The 17,803-nt window shown below is 45.4% G+C and carries 20 protein-coding genes and 1 tRNA gene; 13 read left to right on the forward strand and 8 right to left on the reverse strand.

Features of this window, described 5'->3' with window-relative positions; genetic code table 11:
• Positions 1 to 94: 94 nt before the first annotated feature.
• The 5 genes from AC6R16_RS20160 to rpsU all read right to left on the reverse strand — a co-directional run bounded on the left by AC6R16_RS20160 (position 95) and on the right by rpsU (position 4,818).
• Positions 95 to 170 (reverse strand) — tRNA-Ile (locus AC6R16_RS20160).
• A gap of 151 nt (positions 171 to 321) precedes the next feature.
• A complete protein-coding gene (gene rpoD, locus AC6R16_RS20165; RefSeq protein ID WP_171324730.1) occupies positions 322 to 2,178 on the reverse strand; it encodes an RNA polymerase sigma factor RpoD in 1,857 nt (618 codons plus the stop codon).
• Between the two features lie 98 nt (positions 2,179 to 2,276).
• Positions 2,277 to 4,034, reverse strand: a complete 1,758-nt coding sequence (gene dnaG / locus AC6R16_RS20170; protein WP_500675535.1) for a DNA primase — start codon at positions 4,032 to 4,034, stop codon at positions 2,277 to 2,279.
• Between the two features lie 98 nt (positions 4,035 to 4,132).
• A complete protein-coding gene (locus AC6R16_RS20175; protein WP_500675536.1) occupies positions 4,133 to 4,576 on the reverse strand; it encodes a GatB/YqeY domain-containing protein in 444 nt (147 codons plus the stop codon).
• A 26-nt stretch (positions 4,577 to 4,602) separates the two neighbouring features.
• The gene (gene rpsU / locus AC6R16_RS20180; protein WP_001145625.1) at positions 4,603 to 4,818 is read right to left on the reverse strand and encodes a 30S ribosomal protein S21; all 216 of its coding nucleotides are present in this window, start codon (positions 4,816 to 4,818) and stop codon (positions 4,603 to 4,605) included.
• Positions 4,819 to 5,047: 229 nt separating this feature from the next.
• Between rpsU and tsaD the strand changes: the two genes are divergently transcribed.
• Both tsaD and AC6R16_RS20190 read left to right on the forward strand, forming a co-directional pair.
• A complete protein-coding gene (gene tsaD / locus AC6R16_RS20185; protein WP_004742576.1) occupies positions 5,048 to 6,067 on the forward strand; it encodes a tRNA (adenosine(37)-N6)-threonylcarbamoyltransferase complex transferase subunit TsaD in 1,020 nt (339 codons plus the stop codon).
• Positions 6,068 to 6,174: 107 nt separating this feature from the next.
• Positions 6,175 to 6,990: an alpha/beta fold hydrolase gene (locus AC6R16_RS20190; protein ID WP_500675537.1), complete on the forward strand. Its 816-nt coding sequence runs from the start codon at positions 6,175 to 6,177 to the stop codon at positions 6,988 to 6,990.
• A gap of 32 nt (positions 6,991 to 7,022) precedes the next feature.
• On the opposite strand, the gene plsY is transcribed toward AC6R16_RS20190, so the two are convergent.
• The gene (gene plsY, locus AC6R16_RS20195; protein ID WP_500675538.1) at positions 7,023 to 7,634 is read right to left on the reverse strand and encodes a glycerol-3-phosphate 1-O-acyltransferase PlsY; all 612 of its coding nucleotides are present in this window, start codon (positions 7,632 to 7,634) and stop codon (positions 7,023 to 7,025) included.
• Between the two features lie 156 nt (positions 7,635 to 7,790).
• Between plsY and folB the strand changes: the two genes are divergently transcribed.
• The 11 genes from folB to rpoS all read left to right on the forward strand — a co-directional run bounded on the left by folB (position 7,791) and on the right by rpoS (position 15,486).
• Positions 7,791 to 8,144, forward strand: coding sequence for a bifunctional dihydroneopterin aldolase/7,8-dihydroneopterin epimerase (gene folB / locus AC6R16_RS20200; RefSeq protein WP_004742579.1), 354 nt, complete (start codon positions 7,791 to 7,793; stop codon positions 8,142 to 8,144).
• Positions 8,141 to 8,626, forward strand: a complete 486-nt coding sequence (gene folK, locus AC6R16_RS20205) for a 2-amino-4-hydroxy-6-hydroxymethyldihydropteridine diphosphokinase (RefSeq protein WP_239850760.1) — start codon at positions 8,141 to 8,143, stop codon at positions 8,624 to 8,626. Before folB ends, folK begins: the two co-directional genes overlap by 4 nt.
• A gap of 33 nt (positions 8,627 to 8,659) precedes the next feature.
• Positions 8,660 to 9,463, forward strand: coding sequence for an undecaprenyl-diphosphate phosphatase (locus tag AC6R16_RS20210; protein ID WP_500675539.1), 804 nt, complete (start codon positions 8,660 to 8,662; stop codon positions 9,461 to 9,463).
• Between the two features lie 114 nt (positions 9,464 to 9,577).
• The gene (ftsB, locus tag AC6R16_RS20215; protein WP_004742582.1) at positions 9,578 to 9,856 is read left to right on the forward strand and encodes a cell division protein FtsB; all 279 of its coding nucleotides are present in this window, start codon (positions 9,578 to 9,580) and stop codon (positions 9,854 to 9,856) included.
• Positions 9,857 to 10,564 (forward strand): 2-C-methyl-D-erythritol 4-phosphate cytidylyltransferase, encoded by a 708-nt coding sequence (gene ispD, locus AC6R16_RS20220; protein WP_500675540.1) that lies wholly within the window; start codon positions 9,857 to 9,859, stop codon positions 10,562 to 10,564.
• 3 nt (positions 10,565 to 10,567) lie between these two features.
• The gene (gene ispF / locus AC6R16_RS20225; protein ID WP_004742584.1) at positions 10,568 to 11,044 is read left to right on the forward strand and encodes a 2-C-methyl-D-erythritol 2,4-cyclodiphosphate synthase; all 477 of its coding nucleotides are present in this window, start codon (positions 10,568 to 10,570) and stop codon (positions 11,042 to 11,044) included.
• Between the two features lie 53 nt (positions 11,045 to 11,097).
• On the forward strand, positions 11,098 to 12,144 hold the full coding sequence (truD, locus tag AC6R16_RS20230; protein WP_500675541.1) for a tRNA pseudouridine(13) synthase TruD: 1,047 nt from the start codon (positions 11,098 to 11,100) through the stop codon (positions 12,142 to 12,144).
• The gene (surE, locus tag AC6R16_RS20235; protein WP_500675542.1) at positions 12,141 to 12,899 is read left to right on the forward strand and encodes a 5'/3'-nucleotidase SurE; all 759 of its coding nucleotides are present in this window, start codon (positions 12,141 to 12,143) and stop codon (positions 12,897 to 12,899) included. The genes truD and surE overlap by 4 nt, the downstream gene beginning before the upstream one ends.
• A 2-nt stretch (positions 12,900 to 12,901) precedes the next feature.
• Positions 12,902 to 13,528: a protein-L-isoaspartate(D-aspartate) O-methyltransferase gene (locus tag AC6R16_RS20240; protein WP_500675543.1), complete on the forward strand. Its 627-nt coding sequence runs from the start codon at positions 12,902 to 12,904 to the stop codon at positions 13,526 to 13,528.
• A gap of 2 nt (positions 13,529 to 13,530) precedes the next feature.
• Positions 13,531 to 14,442: a murein hydrolase activator NlpD gene (gene nlpD, locus AC6R16_RS20245; protein WP_367938014.1), complete on the forward strand. Its 912-nt coding sequence runs from the start codon at positions 13,531 to 13,533 to the stop codon at positions 14,440 to 14,442.
• A gap of 69 nt (positions 14,443 to 14,511) precedes the next feature.
• Entirely contained in the window at positions 14,512 to 15,486 is a 975-nt protein-coding gene (rpoS, locus tag AC6R16_RS20250) for an RNA polymerase sigma factor RpoS (protein ID WP_004742589.1), read from the forward strand.
• Between the two features lie 67 nt (positions 15,487 to 15,553).
• On the opposite strand, the gene AC6R16_RS20255 is transcribed toward rpoS, so the two are convergent.
• Positions 15,554 to 16,825, reverse strand: a complete 1,272-nt coding sequence (locus AC6R16_RS20255) for an HlyC/CorC family transporter (protein WP_239850746.1) — start codon at positions 16,823 to 16,825, stop codon at positions 15,554 to 15,556.
• Between the two features lie 128 nt (positions 16,826 to 16,953).
• Positions 16,954 to 17,748 carry a cytochrome C assembly family protein gene (locus AC6R16_RS20260; protein WP_004742591.1) on the reverse strand — a complete coding sequence of 265 codons (795 nt, stop codon included), beginning with the start codon at positions 17,746 to 17,748 and terminating at the stop codon, positions 16,954 to 16,956.
• Positions 17,749 to 17,803 lie beyond the last annotated feature (55 nt).

Below are 17,803 nucleotides of genomic sequence, written 5' to 3' on the forward strand. Positions count from 1 at the left end.
ACTTGAGCTGAAAAATCTGCTACATATTTGCTACACAGCAGCTAAAAAAGCAAAAGGCCTGAGAAGCGGATTCGCTCTCAGGCCTTTCTGTATATGGTGGCCCCTCGCAGACTTGAACTGCGGACCAATCGATTATGAGTCGACTGCTCTAACCACTGAGCTAAGGGGCCGTGTAGGGCAATGATTATAGGGGATGCAGATCTAGCTGTCTAGACGCTATCTAGGGTAAATGCGCTTAGATTTTATCCACTTAAATCGATAGGCAATAAAAAAGGTGAGCCAGTGCTCACCTTTTCATCAATCTTAGCAAAACTGAAGAGTTTACTCGTCTAGGAAGCTGCGCAGAGTTTCTGAACGGCTAGGGTGACGAAGTTTACGCAGCGCTTTAGCTTCGATCTGACGAATACGCTCACGTGTTACATCAAACTGCTTACCCACCTCTTCTAGAGTGTGGTCAGTGTTCATATCGATACCGAAACGCATGCGTAGTACTTTCGCTTCACGTGGTGTAAGACCCGCAAGAACGTCTTTGGTTGCTACTTTTAGACTGCCTGCAGTTGCAGAGTCTAGTGGTAGCTCAAGCGTCGTATCTTCAATGAAATCACCTAGATGCGAATCTTCGTCATCACCGATTGGTGTTTCCATTGAGATCGGCTCTTTGGCGATCTTCAGTACTTTACGGATTTTGTCTTCCGGCATTTGCATGCGTTCAGCCAACTCTTCCGGTAGCGGCTCACGACCCATCTCTTGCAACATTTGACGAGAGATACGGTTAAGCTTGTTGATCGTTTCGATCATGTGTACTGGGATACGAATCGTACGAGCTTGGTCTGCGATTGAGCGAGTGATTGCCTGACGGATCCACCATGTCGCGTAAGTCGAGAACTTGTAACCACGACGGTATTCGAACTTATCTACCGCTTTCATCAGACCGATGTTACCTTCTTGGATCAGATCCAAGAACTGTAGACCACGGTTGGTGTATTTCTTCGCGATAGAGATTACTAGACGTAAGTTCGCCTCAACCATCTCTTTCTTCGCTCGGCGAGCTTTCGCTTCACCGATAGACATACGACGGCTAATGTCTTTGATGTTCTGAACAGTTAGTGATGTCTCTTCTTCGATCACTTTCAGTTTCGCGATAGAGCGACGGATATCGTCTTCGCTGCGACGAATCTTTTCAGCGTATGGCTTATCAGAAGATAGGATTTCGTCTAGCCATGCTTCGCTTGACTCATTGCCAGTGAATAGCGTGATGAACGATTTCTTCGGCATCTTGCCGTACTCAACAGACGCTTTCATTATTAAGCGTTCTTGAGTACGTACACGTTCCATAGAAGTGCGTAGCTCTTCAACTAGGTAGTCGAACTGTTTAGGCGTTAGACGGAACTCTTTGAAGACGTCGATAACCATCTCATGAGCCAGTGTCGCTTTCGGGCTTTCATTGCCGTACTCGTTACAAGCAAGCTGGTAGTTCTGGAATGTGTTACGTAAAGCCGTGAACTTCTCTAGAGCAAGCTCAGGATCGATGCCTGTATCTTCCTCTTCTTCTTCATCGTCTTCAGACTCTTCCGCGTCTTCTTCTTCAGCATCTTCATCTTCAAGATCTGATTCAGCAAGCTCAGAACCGATGTGAGTTGCTGTTGGAGCAGCCGTCTCATCAGCGTCTGGGTCTACAAAGCCTGTGATTAGGTCAGTTAGACGTAGCTCTTCAGCTTGAACCTTGTCAAATTGCTCAAGAATGTATGGGATAGTACCTGGATACTCCGCCACTGAGTTTTGAACTTGGTTAATACCATCTTCAATACGTTTTGCAATATCGATCTCGCCTTCACGAGTCAATAGCTCAACGGTACCCATTTCACGCATGTACATACGTACTGGGTCAGTGGTGCGGCCGATTTCGTTCTCTACGCTTGAAAGCGCAGCAGCAGCAGCTTCCGCTGCATCTTCATCGGTAATTGTATCGTCATCGTTCAGCGCTAGATCATCAGCATCTGGAGCAGTTTCTACTACTCGAATGCCCATGTCGTTAATCATCTGAATGATATCTTCGACCTGCTCTGAATCGACGATTTCTGCTGGCAGGTGGTCGTTTACTTCTGCGTAGGTCAGATAGCCTTGTTCCTTGCCTTTAATGACAAGTTGTTTTAGCTGTGACTGCGGATTTTGATCCATAGACGGTATCCAACTTAGTATCTGGTGAAGGAATTAGTATGCGAGTTGCAAACCACACATCTTAACAAATTTATTTATTGCTGACTATTCGAACAGGGTTACGCTTTTAAATCTAGCATCAAAGCTAGCAGCTCCCTTCTTTCTTCGGTTGATAAACCGACACTTCTTTCTCTGGCCTGCAGGTTTTCAATTTGCTTTTCGACGCATTGGGCAAGAATCTTGTCCAATGAATCTAAAAATATATCTTGTTGATTATCTTCGTCGAGGGGGATTTCCCACCCAGCGAGACGAGATAAAAGTGCCTCATGGCTACTATTTCGCCAGCGTTCTAATAACTGACCCGTAGTGATATTGGGATGCTGATGACAATAATCAAGCACCTCAACAAATAAACTTAGTCCCGGTACTGTTAACTCTCTCACAGTAGAGAGGTCTGGTACCATTTCAGCATAGCTCGGATTTTGAATAAGCAAAGCGATCACTTCGCGCATAGGCGTACGTTTGATCTCTTTATGCGGTTGAGGTCGAGTTTCGCTGGTTTTCTTACGTGTCTGGCGTAGACGATTGTCAAAGCCGGTACGCTCATCCAATAGTTTTTCGAGCAGTTCTTGGAAGTAAGGATCAGGAATTTTATCAATCAATGCACTGGCATGAGCTCGAAGTGCGGATTTACCTTCATTGCTTCCAAGATTCAGATTGTGGATTTCAATCAAGTTGTCGAACAAGTAGCTCGAAAGCGGCGTTGCTTGTTCTATTTGTTGCTCAAACGCTTCTTTGCCGAATTTACGGACATAGCTGTCTGGGTCTTCACCATCGGGCAAAAACAAGAATTTAAGCGTATTACCGGTTTTTAGGTATTGCAGAGCGTTCTCTAACGCTCGCCATGCGGCTTCTTTACCTGCTCGGTCACCATCGTAGCAACAAACCACGGTATTGGTCTGACGGAACAGCAGCTGAATATGATCACCTGTAGTTGAAGTACCCAGTGAGGCAACTGAATAGTCGACGCCATATTGCGCCAACGCAACCACGTCCATGTAGCCTTCCACTACGAGGATTTGCGCAGGCTCGCGATAGGCTTGCATTACCTCGTAAAGGCCATAGAGCTCTTTACCTTTGTGGAAAATAGGTGTTTCAGGAGAGTTAAGGTATTTTGGTGTACCGTCACCAATCACTCGACCACCAAAGCCAATCACTCTACCGCGACGATCACGGATAGGGAACATCACACGACCACGGAAACGGTCGTAGCGGTTACCTTTGTCATTCTCAATCAGCATACCGCCAGAGACTAACATCTCTTGCGTTTGCGGTGTTTGACCAAAGTTCTTGCGTACAAGGTCCCATTCATCGGCTACATAGCCAATACCAAACTTCTGAACGATTTGACCAGACAAGCCACGTTCTTTGAGATAATCAATCGCGACCTTGCTTTTAGGTTGCTTAAGTTGGTCACGGTAGAACTGACCAATGCTGCCCATTAAGTCATACAGATTGCGCTTCTGTTCGGAGTTAGCTTTGGGTTGGTTGGATTGAAAGCTGCCGCCTTGGCGTTGCTCTCGCGGAACTTCCAAGCCTAAGTAAGAAGCCAATTCTTCAATCGCCTCAACAAAATCGAGACGTTCATACTCCATCATAAAATCGATGGCGTTACCGTGTACACCACAGCCAAAACAGTGATAGAACTGCTTTTCTTGAGAAACGCTAAATGATGGGGTCTTTTCGTTATGGAATGGGCAACAAGCGCCGTAGTTTTTGCCTTTTTTCTTAAGTTTTACGCGAGCGTCAATAATGTCGACGATATCAAGTCGAGCAAGGAGATCATCAATGAAACTTCGAGGGATGTGTCCTGCCATAAAACCTTAGAAAAATGCACTAACAATAAGAAAGGGTAGATACAAACAAGCCGCGCATTCCGAAGGATAGCACGGCTTGTTGCAATTGGGTTGGGTTATTAAGCCAGTTTAGCGCGAACTAAACCGCTAACTTTACCCATATCTGCGCGCCCTTGAATTTGAGGCTTAAGAACGCCCATCACTTTACCCATGTCTTGCATGCCCGCAGCACTAGATTCAGCAATTGCACTATCAATTAGCGCAGCGACTTCTTCGTCAGTAAGCGGTTGAGGCATAAAGTCCTCAAGTACAGTGATTTCAGCCTTCTCAGCATCTGCAAGATCTTGACGACCTGCTGATTCAAATTGAGCCACAGAGTCGCGACGTTGTTTAACCATTTTGGTCAACACAGCAAGAATGTCATCTTCGCCCAGAGTGATCCGTTCGTCGACTTCACGTTGCTTAATTGCTGACAGAGCTAAACGAATAGTGCCAAGGCGCATTTTGTCCTTGGCTTTCATCGCTAATTTTTGCTCTTCTTTGAGTTTGTCAATCAGAGCCATAACTATAATCCTTTAGGACTTAGTTATTAGTACAGGCGAACGCGACGAGCGTTTTCGCGAGCTAGCTTCTTAGCGTGACGCTTTTGAGCTGCTGCTTTAGCGCGTTTGCGAACTGTAGTTGGTTTTTCGTAGTGCTCACGACGACGCACTTCAGAAAGGATACCTGCTTTTTCGCAAGAGCGTTTGAAACGACGTAGAGCAACGTCGAACGGTTCGTTTTCACGTACTTTAACTACTGGCATATGCCTTTCACCTCAGGGGTTAATTCGTTAATGCTGACTTCACAGTACTTAGCTTAGCAGCTAGGTCTACAATCAGCTTGATCAAAAATGGTGCGGAATTTTAATCTGATCACACTGGCTTTGTAAAGTATTTTGTTGGGTAGAGTTTGCACAAAATTTGTTTGAGAAGCGAAGGCGCGGTAAGATTGCGCCAATTTTGAATACTAGACAGAGACATCCAAGGTAAACCATGCGCATTATTGGTATCGAAACCTCTTGTGATGAAACAGGAATTGCTATTTACGATGATGAGAAAGGACTGCTTTCGCATCAATTATATAGTCAGGTAAAACTGCACGCTGATTATGGTGGTGTAGTGCCAGAACTGGCTTCACGCGATCACGTTAAAAAGACGATTCCGTTAATTAAAGCGGCAATGGCGGAAGCGAATCTGACGCCAAAAGATATTGATGGCGTCGCTTATACCGCAGGTCCAGGTCTTGTGGGTGCCCTGTTGGTTGGTGCCACCATAGGCCGCAGTATCGCTTACGCTTGGGGTGTGCCTGCGGTGCCTGTCCATCATATGGAAGGACATTTATTAGCACCAATGCTTGAAGACAATCCACCACCTTTCCCGTTTGTTGCGGTATTGGTTTCTGGTGGTCACTCGATGATGGTTGAAGTGAAAGGTATTGGTGAATACAAGATCCTTGGCGAGTCAATCGATGACGCGGCTGGTGAAGCATTTGATAAAACTGCTAAGTTAATGGGCTTAGATTACCCGGGCGGCCCTTTGCTGTCTAAACTTGCGGAAAAAGGTACGCCTGGTCGCTTTAAGTTCCCACGTCCTATGACGGATCGACCAGGACTTGATATGAGTTTCTCAGGTCTAAAGACGTTTACTGCCAATACGATTGCCGCCAATGGTGATGATGAGCAGACCCGCGCGGATATCGCGTTAGCGTTTGAAGAAGCCGTATGTGCGACTCTAACGATCAAATGTAAGCGAGCGCTAGAGCAAACAGGTTTTAAGCGTATCGTGATTGCTGGGGGAGTGAGCGCCAACCGTCGTCTGCGCGCTGATCTTGAGCAGCTAGCAAAGAAAATTGGTGGCGAAGTTTACTACCCACGCACGGAATTCTGTACAGATAATGGGGCAATGATCGCGTATGCAGGTATGCAGCGACTAAAAAATGGTGAAGTGGCCGATCTTTCGGTTCAAGCGACACCACGTTGGCCTATCGATCAACTAGAACCAATTGCCGAATAAGAGCAGAGTCGCCCAGTAAGGCGACTTTTTTGTATCTAAGCTCCGAGCTGTTAACGATGTAAAAAGTGCTACGCTTTGGACTTTATAAAACAAATGGATAAATAGAGATGAATAAGTTTGCGATCGACGGGCGTGAAATGGCGTACCAAGATATTGGTCAAGGTCCAGTGATTGTTCTCGGCCACAGTTATCTTTGGGATAGCGAGATGTGGGCGCCACAAGTCGCTGCATTGAGCCAAGATTACCGCTGTATCGTTCCAGAGCTATGGGCGCATGGCCAATCAGACTTTGCACCAGAGTCGACGCGTTCTTTAACGGATTACGCTAAGCAGATAGTGGCATTGATGGATCATCTTGATATCGAATCCTTCTCAATTGTCGGTCTGTCGGTGGGCGGAATGTGGGGCACTGAAGTGGTTAGCCTAGTACCACAACGCGTTCAGTCGCTAGTATTGATGGATACTTTTGTTGGTCTAGAGCCTGAAGTTACCCATGCGAAATACTTCGGTATGCTCGATACCATCAGCCAGCTACAAGCGGTACCAGAACCATTGGTTGAAGCGGTGACGCCACTGTTTTTTGCCAATAACGCACAGCAAGATAACCCTGAATTGGTCAAGAGATTCACTGAATCTTTGCGCAGCTTAAAAGGTGATAGAGCGGTTGAAGTCGCTCGTGTAGGGCGCATGGTATTTGGTCGTCGCGACCAAATTGAAGAGATCGAAAAATTCGCTCTACCCGTTTTGATTGCGGTAGGCCAAGAAGATAAACCTCGCCCAGTTCTAGAGTCATACCTGATGCACGATACAATTTCAGGTTCTGAACTCATTCAGATTCCGAAAGCGGGTCATATCTCTAACCTAGAGCAAGCGGATTTCGTTACTGAGATGCTTAAGAGTTTCTTAGAGCGCGTATACTCTTAATTAGACTAGAAAACCTCTATAAAGCCTCATAATTATGAGGCTTTATTTAATCCATTCTTCTTTTCACCTACTTTAGGTTCCGTTCCTTCAAATAGACGCTTAATGTTTTGGTGATGACGGAAAATAATCAAGCAGCACAGCATGGCTACTGGCAGTGTGTATTGCGGCTTAACCATCCACGTATAAAACGGTGCAAGTAACACAGTGATAATGGCTGCCAGAGACGAGTAGCGGAACAAAAACGCTACGCTCAGCCAAGTTGCGATGATCATACCCGTTAGATCCAATCCAATCGGAGCAATAGCGCCCAAGGCTGTGGCTACCCCTTTGCCGCCCTTAAAGTGAAAGAACAGCGGGTACATATGACCTAAGCAGGCTGCAATCGCGATAACGCCAAGAATGATAGGATCAATATCAAGGAAGTAACCGCCCCAGACAGGAATGGTGCCTTTCAACATGTCACATAGAAGAACTGCAACCGCTGCTTTCTTTCCGCCAATTCTTAATACGTTGGTCGCGCCAGGATTGTTTGAACCAACACCACGAGGATCCGGTAAACGCAGTACACGACAAATAAGCACAGCACTCGATATCGAGCCTAGCATATAGGCAAAGATGATCATGATCAGTGCTAGTGGGGTCATAGTAGAGTAACTCGTCCGAAACAGGTGTTAGCCAAGCAAGTAACTGATATCATATCGCGCCTGACGCTCTCAAACTACAAAATCAGTCTAGTTTGAGCTGCAAATAGTACGACTTTTTACTTAAATTGGGTATCCGACCTCTAAAGGAAGCAACAAATGGATAAAGTATTTATTGAGCAACTCGAAGTGATTACTACGATTGGAGTGTACGATTGGGAGCAAGAGATTAAGCAAAAACTGGTGCTTGATATCGAAATGGCTCACGATAACCGTCCTGCGGGTAAAAGCGATGATGTGGTTGATGCGCTTGATTATGCTCAGGTTAGCCAAGCGGTGCTCTCTCATATTGAAGGTGGTCGATTCCTGTTAGTCGAGCGTGTTGCAGAAGAAGTCGCTGAACTGATTATGTCTCGTTTCAATGTTCCTTGGATTAAAATTCGTCTTACTAAACCGGGGGCAGTCCCTCAAGCAGCAGGCGTAGGTGTGGTGATTGAAAGAGGCACTGCATGATCACCACCTATATAGGTATTGGTTCAAACATTGACAGGCGCAAACATATCCAAGCTGCCATTACTGAACTGGGCACGCTCGGTCGCGATATTCGTCTATCGACGATTTATGAGTGCGAGTCTATTGGCTTTGAGAGTAATGCTTTTTACAACCTTGTCGTAGAAATGAAAACATCGTTAACTTTAACGGAATTTTCACGACAGCTGCGTAAAATTGAGCTCAAATGGGGGCGAGCTGAGAACGCTGGCAAGTTTGAGCCTCGTACTGTCGATCTCGATATTATCTTGTTTGGTGATCAAACCTGTTCATCTAAGCCTGAGATACCGCGTGGTGATATTTTTAAATATGCCTTTGTACTTAAGCCACTGTTTGAGCTTTGTCCACAATTAGTTGTCCCTCAAGATGGACGGACTATTGAGCAAATTTGGCAGCAGACCTCGTTCGATACCGATTTAGAAGCCATTCCCTTATGGTTTAACTAAGGTCACAAGACCTGAAGACGTTATGAGATTTTAATGAGTTATTTTGAAGCTTTTGTTCTTGCTTTGATTCAAGGACTAACCGAATTTTTGCCTATTTCTAGTTCTGCGCATCTGATTCTACCGTCGGCCGTTTTGGGTTGGGAAGACCAAGGGCTAGCGTTTGATGTCGCAGTGCACGTTGGTACTTTAGCTGCGGTGGTGATCTATTTCCGCAAAGAAGTGATCAGCTTACTCTCAGCATTCTTAGGCTCTATTTTTAGAGGCGAGCGAAGCAAAGAAGCTAAGTTAGCGTGGATGATTATCTTGGCGACCATTCCTGCCTGTGTGTTTGGCTTGCTGATGAAAGACATTATCGAGCTGTATTTACGTAGTGCTTGGGTTATTGCGACGACCACTATCGTCTTTGGTTTACTGCTTTGGTATGTCGATAAAAATTCTAAGTTGGCCGATGATGAGTATCAAGCAGATTGGAAGAAAGCGTTGTTTATTGGTATCGCTCAAGCAATGGCAATGATCCCTGGCACGTCTCGCTCTGGTGCAACTATCACTGCGGCTCTGTATCTTGGTTTTACCCGTGAAGCGGCGGCACGTTTTTCTTTTCTAATGTCGATTCCAATCATTTTGTTAGCGGGCGGTTATCTAGGTCTTAAGCTGGTGACGAGTGGAGAACCTATCCACTTAGGCTTTTTACTGACAGGGATTGTGACTTCATTTATTAGTGCTTACATCTGTATCCACTTCTTCTTGAAGCTTATTTCGCGCATGGGCATGACACCATTTGTTATCTACCGTTTGATTTTAGGTGTCGGCTTGTTCGCGTTTTTAATGATGAACTAAGTCTTTCAAACAGATACACAATCTTTACCTAGACCACATAGTCCAATCTCGCTTGAACCGCGACATTGTGATATATATGTGGTCTTTCTTTATCTCTCTTCTTTGATTGACGGTATGCGGATTTTTGCACTGACCCTAACCTTAGTTTTAGGCTGGCTACAATTTGAACTGTGGTTCGGCAAAAATGGTATTTCCGATTTTCAGGCCGTGAATGCTGAAACCCAAGTTCAGCACCAAGTTAATGGCAACTTAAAAACTCGCAATGATGAAATGTTTGCGGAGATTGATGATTTACGCCAAGGGCTTGATGCGATTGAAGAACGCGCTCGCCATGAGCTTGGTATGATCAAAGAAGGGGAAACTTTCTATCGTATCGTTGGGGAGGACAATTAAATGTCTTCGACCCGTCAAATGTCTGTGGTAGCTGTTGTCCCCGCCGCTGGTGTGGGGAGTCGCATGAAAGCGGATCGTCCTAAGCAGTACCTCAAGATCCAAGGTCATACAGTATTAGAGCATACTGTTGAAAAACTTTTGCTCCATCCTATGGTCAATAAAGTGGTCGTCGCTATCACAGCCAGTGACCCATACTATCCAGAGCTTTCTTTAGCAGATCACCCGAATGTCATTCGAGTATCAGGTGGTAAAGAACGGGCAGATTCCGTGTTATCCGCTTTGCAGTACATCGAGCAAAATCAACTCGCCGAATGGGCGTTAGTACATGATGCGGCGCGGCCATGTTTCGCACTAGAAGATGTCGATCGTTTGATGAGAGAAGCTGATAACAATCAGTTAGGTGGTATTCTCGCGGCGCCAGTGCGAGATACGATGAAACGAGCGGATAGTGAGCAAAATATTGATCATACTGTCGAAAGAGAAGCATTGTGGCATGCACTTACTCCACAACTGTTTAAAGCTCAGCCGCTAACACAAGCATTGACGAAGGCGCTCGCTAGTGGTGTTGCTATCACAGATGAAGCGTCAGCAATGGAATGGTTAGGAGAAAAGCCCGCCTTAGTTCAGGGACGCGCTGACAATATAAAAATAACCCAACCAGAAGATTTAGCGTTAGCTGAGTTTTATCTAAATAGAAACAAAGGATAACTCATGATTCGAATTGGCCACGGCTTTGATGTGCATAAATTTGGTGGCGAAGGCCCTGTTATAATTGGTGGTGTTGACGTTCCTTATGAGCAAGGGCTGATTGCCCACTCGGACGGTGACGTCGCTCTGCACGCATTGTGTGACGCATTGCTAGGTGCAATCGCTGCCGGTGATATTGGTCGTCATTTCCCTGATACTGATGACAAGTGGAAAGGAGCCAATAGCCGAGATTTATTACGCGATGTTTACCGTCGAGTACGAGAACAAGGCTATATTCTTGGTAATGCTGACGTTACGATCATGGCGCAGGCACCTAAAATGGCGCCGCATATTGAGTCTATGTGTCAGGTGATTGCCCAAGATCTGGAAACAGATATCGGTAATGTGAACGTGAAAGCAACGACGACTGAGCGTTTGGGTTTCACTGGGCGCAAAGAAGGTATTGCAACTGCAGCGGTTGTGGTGCTGATTAAAGAATAAATAGATTACTGGTTGGCTTGAATTGTTTTGGCTGCCAAGTAACGGAAAAAACTATGTCTGATATTTTATCTCCATTGGCTTACTTAAATGGTAAGCCAGTAGCAAAGGGCAAACTAAAAGTTGAGCCTGAGCATTTTCAAGTCAACGAAAATTTAGGTTTTGACTTCACTGGTAGCGGCGAACACCTTATGGTGCGTATCCGTAAAACGGGTGAAAATACTAGCTTTGTCGCTAATGAATTGGCCAAAGCATGCGGTGTCAAATCTAAAGATGTTAGCTGGGCTGGTCTTAAGGATCGCCACGCAGTTACAGAGCAGTGGCTGAGTGTCCATTTGCCAAAAGGAGAGACACCAGACTTTAGTGCTTTTCTCGCCCAATATCCGAGTATTGAAATACTGGCAACAAACAGACATAACAAAAAGTTGCGCCCGGGTGACTTGGTTGGCAATGAATTTACGCTGACCATCACAGAAGTGAGCAATGTTGAAGATGTAGTGTCACGTTTAGAGTCTGTGGCGAAAACAGGGGTGCCAAACTATTTTGGTAGCCAACGCTTTGGTAATCAAGGTAATAACCTTAACGAAGCTCGTCGTTGGGGGCGAGAAAACGTCCGCACTCGCAACCAGAACAAACGTAGCCTCTATTTGTCTGCTGCACGATCTTGGATCTTCAACACGATTCTATCAGAGCGCATTGAGAAAGACCTTTTCGCTCAGCCAGTGATGGGTGACATCGTTTTGCAAGGTGATGAGCGAGTGACTATCACTCAGGACAATCTAGCCAGTGTGACGGAGCAATTGAGTTTTGGCCAAGCGCAAATTACTGCCGCAATGGCGGGCGACAATGCTTTACCGACTCTAGAGCAAGCACTTGAGCTTGAGCAACCGCATTTGGATGCAGAGCCTGACTTAATGGCTTTGATTCGCGGTAATCGCATGCGTCATGAGCGACGTGAGATTTCACTAATGCCTCAAGACCTCACTTGGGAAGTTAATGGTGACCAAGTGACTTTGAAGTTCTCCTTAGATGCAGGCTGTTTTGCGACTGCCATTGTTCGAGAGCTAATTGAAGAGGTCGAAGTGGAGCGTCACTATCAATGAATGATAAGCCACTAAAAATCCTAATTAGTAACGATGATGGTGTTCATGCTGAAGGGATTCATGCCTTAGCCGATTCGTTAAGAGATATGGCAGAGGTGACGATCGTTGCGCCTGACCGTAACCGCTCTGGTGCTTCTAACTCATTGACGTTAGAGCAGCCCTTGCGCGTGACCGAAATTTCACCGAAGATTTTTTCAGTCCAAGGGACACCAACAGATTGTGTCCACTTTGCACTCAATGAGTTGATGAAAGATGATTTGCCAGATCTCGTGCTAGCAGGAGTGAACCACGGTGCAAACTTGGGTGATGATGTACTTTACTCGGGGACTGTCGCCGCAGCAATGGAAGGTCACTTTCTCGGTGTGCAAGCGATAGCTTTCTCGCTGGTGGGCAAACACCATTTTGCAACCGCAGCGACCATTGCGCGCGAGTTAGTCTCTCAGCATGCAGCTAAACCTATTCCAACCAACAGGCTTCTCAATGTTAATATTCCGGATGTTGAGCTGTCTCAGTTAAAGGGAACTCAGGTAACTCGACTGGGTGCGCGCCATCACGCTGAAGCAATGATTAAGCAGAAAGATCCACGTGGTCATGATATTTATTGGTTAGGCCCCCCAGGGAAAGAACAGGATGCCGGAGAGGGGACGGATTTCTTCGCGATTGAACAAGGCTACGTATCAGTTACACCACTGCAAGTTGACCTGACTGCACATGAATCTCTGACAAGTATGGATCACTGGTTAAAGGAACAATAAGAATGGTAAACCCACATGCTGACAGATTAATCGACTTTCTTGTCGCGAGTGGCATTCAAGATCAGAAAGTACTCGATGCTATCTATCGTTTACCTAGAGAGCAGTTCGTCTCTCAAGCGATGGTGCATCAAGCTTATGACAACAATGCATTGCCAATTGGGCAGGGGCAAACCATCTCTCAGCCATATATTGTCGCTAAGATGACCGAGATATTAGGTCTGACGAGGCAGAGTAAAGTCCTTGAAGTTGGCACAGGTTCTGGTTATCAGACTGCTGTGTTGGCCCAACTAGTTGAGCATGTGTTTTCAATTGAGCGGATTAAAGCGTTGCAATGGGAAGCAAAGCGTCGTCTAAAGCAGCTCGATATCTACAATGTTTCGACTAAGCATGGTGACGGATGGCAAGGGTGGGCTGCAAAAGCGCCATTTGATGCGATTATTGTTACCGCAGCAGCTGAATCAGTACCCGCGGCATTACTTGCTCAATTAGCAGAGGGCGGTGTTATGGTGATTCCTGTAGGTAACGAAGAGCAGCAGTTATTGAAGATTACCCGCAATGGTGATGAATATCTTTCCGAAGTGGTAGAGATGGTAAGGTTTGTTCCTTTAGTTGCAGGTGATCTGGCGTAAAGATGAAGCAGCAGTCTTATTTTCTTCTGGTGTTGGCCTTGTGCAGTGCATTGATAGGATGTGCGGCGCATACTCCTGCGCCAGTGACCGGACTGAAAAAAGACTACAGCTCAGTTTCAAGGGGAAGCTACAGAGGTAGCTTCTATGAAGTTGAAAAAGGCGATACGCTGTATTTTATAGCCTATGTCACAGACAAGGATGTAAAAGAAATCATTAGTTACAATGGGTTAAAAGCACCTTATACCATCTACCCAGGGCAAAAATTGAAGTTATGGCAGCCTGCTTATACCGCACCGGCGTACGGTGGCACTGGGGCGGGCGCTGTTGTCGCTGCTACAAGTACTCCATCTACCTCAAGCAATAAGTCAAGTTCGAGTAAAAACTCGAATCAAAAGGTTAGCTCAACTCAGGCTAAGAAAGATCACAAAACGGTGAAAAAAGATCCACCGAAGAAGGTTGATCAATCGAAATCAAAGGAGTATGTTGGTTCTACAGGTAAACAAAATGTTAACAAAACTGTTAGCAAACCAACTACCAACAACAATAAAATTTCCAAGTGGTTATGGCCAACAAAAGGGAGAGTAATCAAAAACTTTTCTGCTGGAGATCAAGGGAATAAAGGTATTGATATCGCAGGACAGCGAGGTCAATCCATCGTATCGACAGCAGGTGGCACCGTCGTTTATTCAGGCAATGCGCTACGTGGTTACGGTAATCTTGTGATTATAAAACATAACGACAATTACCTCAGTGCATATGCACATAATGATCGGTTGCTAGTACACGAAGGACAAAGTGTAAAAGCAGGCCAAAAGATTGCAACAATGGGCAGCTCAGGAACAAGCAGCGTTCGTTTGCACTTTGAAATTCGCTATCAAGGTAAGTCAGTAAATCCAAAACGCTACTTACCGTAAATTTACTGTTAGGTAAAATAGCGACATTAGACGTAGTAATGTCTTGCTAGCTCGCCAGGGGGAGGCGCTATGAGTATCAGCAATACAGCAACGAAAGTCGAAGAATTCGAAATCGGTCAAGAAACAACGGAAACGTTTCAAGCCGTAGAATCCGCAAAACCCGCACAAGAAACCAAAGAAGAGTTTGATGCATCGACCAAAAGTCTTGATGCTACCCAGCTTTACTTAGGTGAAATTGGTTTTTCTCCACTACTTACCGCTGAAGAAGAAGTTCTGTATGCGCGTCGTGCCTTGCGAGGTGACGAAGCTGCGCGTAAACGAATGATCGAAAGCAACCTTCGCTTAGTAGTGAAAATCTCACGTCGATACAGTAACCGTGGCCTAGCGCTTCTTGATCTTATTGAAGAAGGGAACCTAGGATTGATCCGTGCGGTTGAGAAGTTCGACCCAGAGCGTGGTTTCAGATTCTCTACCTACGCAACATGGTGGATTCGTCAAACTATTGAACGAGCATTAATGAATCAAACTCGCACGATTCGATTACCTATTCACGTCGTCAAAGAGCTTAATATTTACCTGCGTACTGCTCGTGAACTTTCACAGAAACTTGACCATGAGCCTACTGCAGAAGAGATAGCAACTCAACTAGACAAGCCAGTCGATGATGTGAGTAAAATGCTCCGCCTTAATGAACGTATCAGTTCTGTTGATACACCCATTGGTGGCGATGGTGAAAAGGCTCTGCTTGATATCATTCCAGATATTAATAACTCAGACCCTGAAGTTTCAACGCAAGATGACGACATCAAAAACTCTCTAATCCATTGGTTGGATGAGCTTAATCCAAAGCAAAAAGAAGTCTTAGCGCGTCGCTTTGGCCTTCTTGGCTATGAGCCATCGACTCTTGAAGAGGTCGGTCGCGAGATTAACCTTACTCGTGAACGTGTTCGTCAAATACAAGTAGAGGGCTTACGTCGCCTACGAGAGATATTGATCAAGCAGGGACTAAATATGGAAAACCTATTTAGTGTCACTGAAGATTAATCTTCAAACTGATAGAAAAAAGCCTTGGAATTCCAAGGCTTTTTTGATCTTCTATATTTTGTACTTGCTACTGCGTTTTGAGAACAGGAAATACTTTTACTAGCTTGATGCGGTTCTCTTCGAGCTCAACGATTTCCATCGGATGACCAGAGACTTGCACACTGAGGTGGCTTTCCGGGATATCTTCTAAGTGTTCGAGAATCAATCCGTTCAGCGTTCTTGGCCCGTCAGTAGGCAATGTCCACTTGAGCCCTTTGTTGATGTCTCGAATATTGGCACTGCCCTCAATAAGGAAGCTGCCATCACCTTGTGGGGTAATTTCATCAGACAAGCTTGGTGCAATAGAGGTGGTAAACTCTCCCACGATCTCTTCCAAAATATCTTCTAGAGTAATCAAGCCGATAATATCGCCGTACTCATCAACGATTAAACCAATGCGCTCTTTGTTGCGTTGGAATTTAAGTAGTTGCACGTTGAGCGGGGTACTTTCCGGAATGAAATAAACTTCATCAGCAGCACGGAGCAAGGTTTCCTTGGTAAACTCGTTCTTCTCGAGCATTAATCGGTATGACTCTCGTAAGCGCAGCATACCAACCACTTCATCAATCTGGTCGCGATATAAAACCACTCGTCCATGCGGGGAGTGAGTTAACTGACGTACGATAGATTTCCAGTCGTCATTGATATCAATACCGGTAATCTCATTACGTGGCACCATGATGTCGTTTACCGTCACATGCTCTAAATCGAGAATGGAGATCAACATATCTTGGTGGCGACGTGGAATCAGGCTCCCCGCTTCATTGACGACAGTACGCAATTCTTCAGAGCTTAAGTGATCGTCACCACCATGATCGGCTTTGATTCCAAGAAGGCGGATGAAACCGTTGGTGATAAAGTTAACCAAGATAACCAGCGGAGAAAGAACCTTCATCAAGATAGTCAGTACAACGCTGCTCGCGTATGACACTCTCTCAGGATAGAGGGCTGCAAGGGTTTTTGGCGTGACTTCGGCGAAGACCAGAATGACTAAGGTGAGCGTACCAGTTGCAATGGCGACACCTAAGTTACCAAACAATCGCATACCCAGAATGGTGGCAATTGCAGAAGCAAGAATATTGACGAGGTTGTTGCCGATGAGGATCAAACCTATCAAACGATCGGGGCGGTCGAGTAGTTTTTCAACACGTTTAGCACCTTTGTGACCTGTGTTGGCTAGGTGCTTTAGGCGGTATCGGTTCAGAGACATCATCCCTGTTTCTGAGCCTGAAAAATATCCTGAAATAACAATAAGACACGCGAGTAGCGCAAATAAGATACCCGTTGATATGTCGTCCAAAGCTTATCTTTTCCTTGTTATGTTTGGTTAATTTATGACCTAATTTCTGGGTTAAGTCAATTTCAAAAAGAGAACTGAATACTGTAAAAAAAAGGTGCATTCGATGCACCTTTGTTGATACTAGTTAGCTAGCGAAGAATGATTTCTCGTACAAATCGGCTGCCAAAATAAGCTAGGGTCAGTAAAGTGGCACCTGCCACGGCAAACCAAGTCACTTTCCTGCCGCGCCAGCCTTTCTGGTAGTGTCCCCAAAGCAGTACTGAATAGACAACCCACGCAATAAACGAAAGGATGCCTTTATGCGCTTTCCCTTGAGCAAACATATCTTGGACAAAGATAAAGCCAGTCAGTAGTGTCCCTGTCAGTAGTAGATTACCAATTAAGATGATATTGAATAGCTGACGTTCAACCATTAATAGTGGTGGTAAGTTGGGGTTTATCGCCAAGGCTTTCTTGGTTTTGAGTTTATGGTCAAGCCATGCCAACTGTAATGCGTACAGAGCGCCAATGGTCAAAGTCGAGTATGAGAACAGTGCCAAGGAAATATGGATCAGCAGCTTAGGGTCTTGTTCTAGATGAGTAATAAAAGTGCTTGGCAAAAATGCAGCCGCAACGAGATTCATTGCAGAGAAACTATAAACCACAGGCAATAAGAACCAGAGGCGAGTTTTTAGCATCGCGCCACTCATGACTAAAGAGATAATAAAGCCGATTAATGAGGCGACATTCAGAATACTGAGGTTTTGCCCGGAGCTGCCCAAAATAAGATCGCTTAGTAACCACGCATGAAAAGCCAGCGCTAGAATGGCACTAACGAAGACTGTTTTTACGCGGATCCCTGTTTGATGTACAAGTCCCGGAACGATGGTTGCAATCGCTAATAGATAAAGTATGGCTGCAACAACGGCGATTAGGTTATCCATTATTCTCTAGAGCTGGTGAATTTTTAACAAATTATACCTTGCATCAACGGCTTGA

This window comes from Vibrio sp. R10-SG3-ISO10 (assembly GCF_059834185.1).

Excerpts from the sequence above, each read along its gene's own strand:
- rpoD (WP_171324730.1), bottom strand. The coding sequence starts at position 2,178 with ATGGATCAAAATCCGCAGTCACAGCTAAAACAACTTGTCATTAAAGGC.
- dnaG (WP_500675535.1), bottom strand. The coding sequence starts at position 4,034 with ATGGCAGGACACATCCCTCGAAGTTTCATTGATGATCTCCTTGCTCGA.
- AC6R16_RS20175 (WP_500675536.1), bottom strand. The coding sequence starts at position 4,576 with ATGGCTCTGATTGACAAACTCAAAGAAGAGCAAAAATTAGCGATGAAA.
- rpsU (WP_001145625.1), bottom strand. The coding sequence starts at position 4,818 with ATGCCAGTAGTTAAAGTACGTGAAAACGAACCGTTCGACGTTGCTCTA.
- tsaD (WP_004742576.1), top strand. The coding sequence starts at position 5,048 with ATGCGCATTATTGGTATCGAAACCTCTTGTGATGAAACAGGAATTGCT.
- AC6R16_RS20190 (WP_500675537.1), top strand. The coding sequence starts at position 6,175 with ATGAATAAGTTTGCGATCGACGGGCGTGAAATGGCGTACCAAGATATT.
- plsY (WP_500675538.1), bottom strand. The coding sequence starts at position 7,634 with ATGACCCCACTAGCACTGATCATGATCATCTTTGCCTATATGCTAGGC.
- folB (WP_004742579.1), top strand. The coding sequence starts at position 7,791 with ATGGATAAAGTATTTATTGAGCAACTCGAAGTGATTACTACGATTGGA.
- folK (WP_239850760.1), top strand. The coding sequence starts at position 8,141 with ATGATCACCACCTATATAGGTATTGGTTCAAACATTGACAGGCGCAAA.
- AC6R16_RS20210 (WP_500675539.1), top strand. The coding sequence starts at position 8,660 with ATGAGTTATTTTGAAGCTTTTGTTCTTGCTTTGATTCAAGGACTAACC.
- ftsB (WP_004742582.1), top strand. The coding sequence starts at position 9,578 with ATGCGGATTTTTGCACTGACCCTAACCTTAGTTTTAGGCTGGCTACAA.
- ispD (WP_500675540.1), top strand. The coding sequence starts at position 9,857 with ATGTCTTCGACCCGTCAAATGTCTGTGGTAGCTGTTGTCCCCGCCGCT.
- ispF (WP_004742584.1), top strand. The coding sequence starts at position 10,568 with ATGATTCGAATTGGCCACGGCTTTGATGTGCATAAATTTGGTGGCGAA.
- truD (WP_500675541.1), top strand. The coding sequence starts at position 11,098 with ATGTCTGATATTTTATCTCCATTGGCTTACTTAAATGGTAAGCCAGTA.
- surE (WP_500675542.1), top strand. The coding sequence starts at position 12,141 with ATGAATGATAAGCCACTAAAAATCCTAATTAGTAACGATGATGGTGTT.
- AC6R16_RS20240 (WP_500675543.1), top strand. The coding sequence starts at position 12,902 with ATGGTAAACCCACATGCTGACAGATTAATCGACTTTCTTGTCGCGAGT.
- nlpD (WP_367938014.1), top strand. The coding sequence starts at position 13,531 with ATGAAGCAGCAGTCTTATTTTCTTCTGGTGTTGGCCTTGTGCAGTGCA.
- rpoS (WP_004742589.1), top strand. The coding sequence starts at position 14,512 with ATGAGTATCAGCAATACAGCAACGAAAGTCGAAGAATTCGAAATCGGT.
- AC6R16_RS20260 (WP_004742591.1), bottom strand. The coding sequence starts at position 17,748 with ATGGATAACCTAATCGCCGTTGTTGCAGCCATACTTTATCTATTAGCG.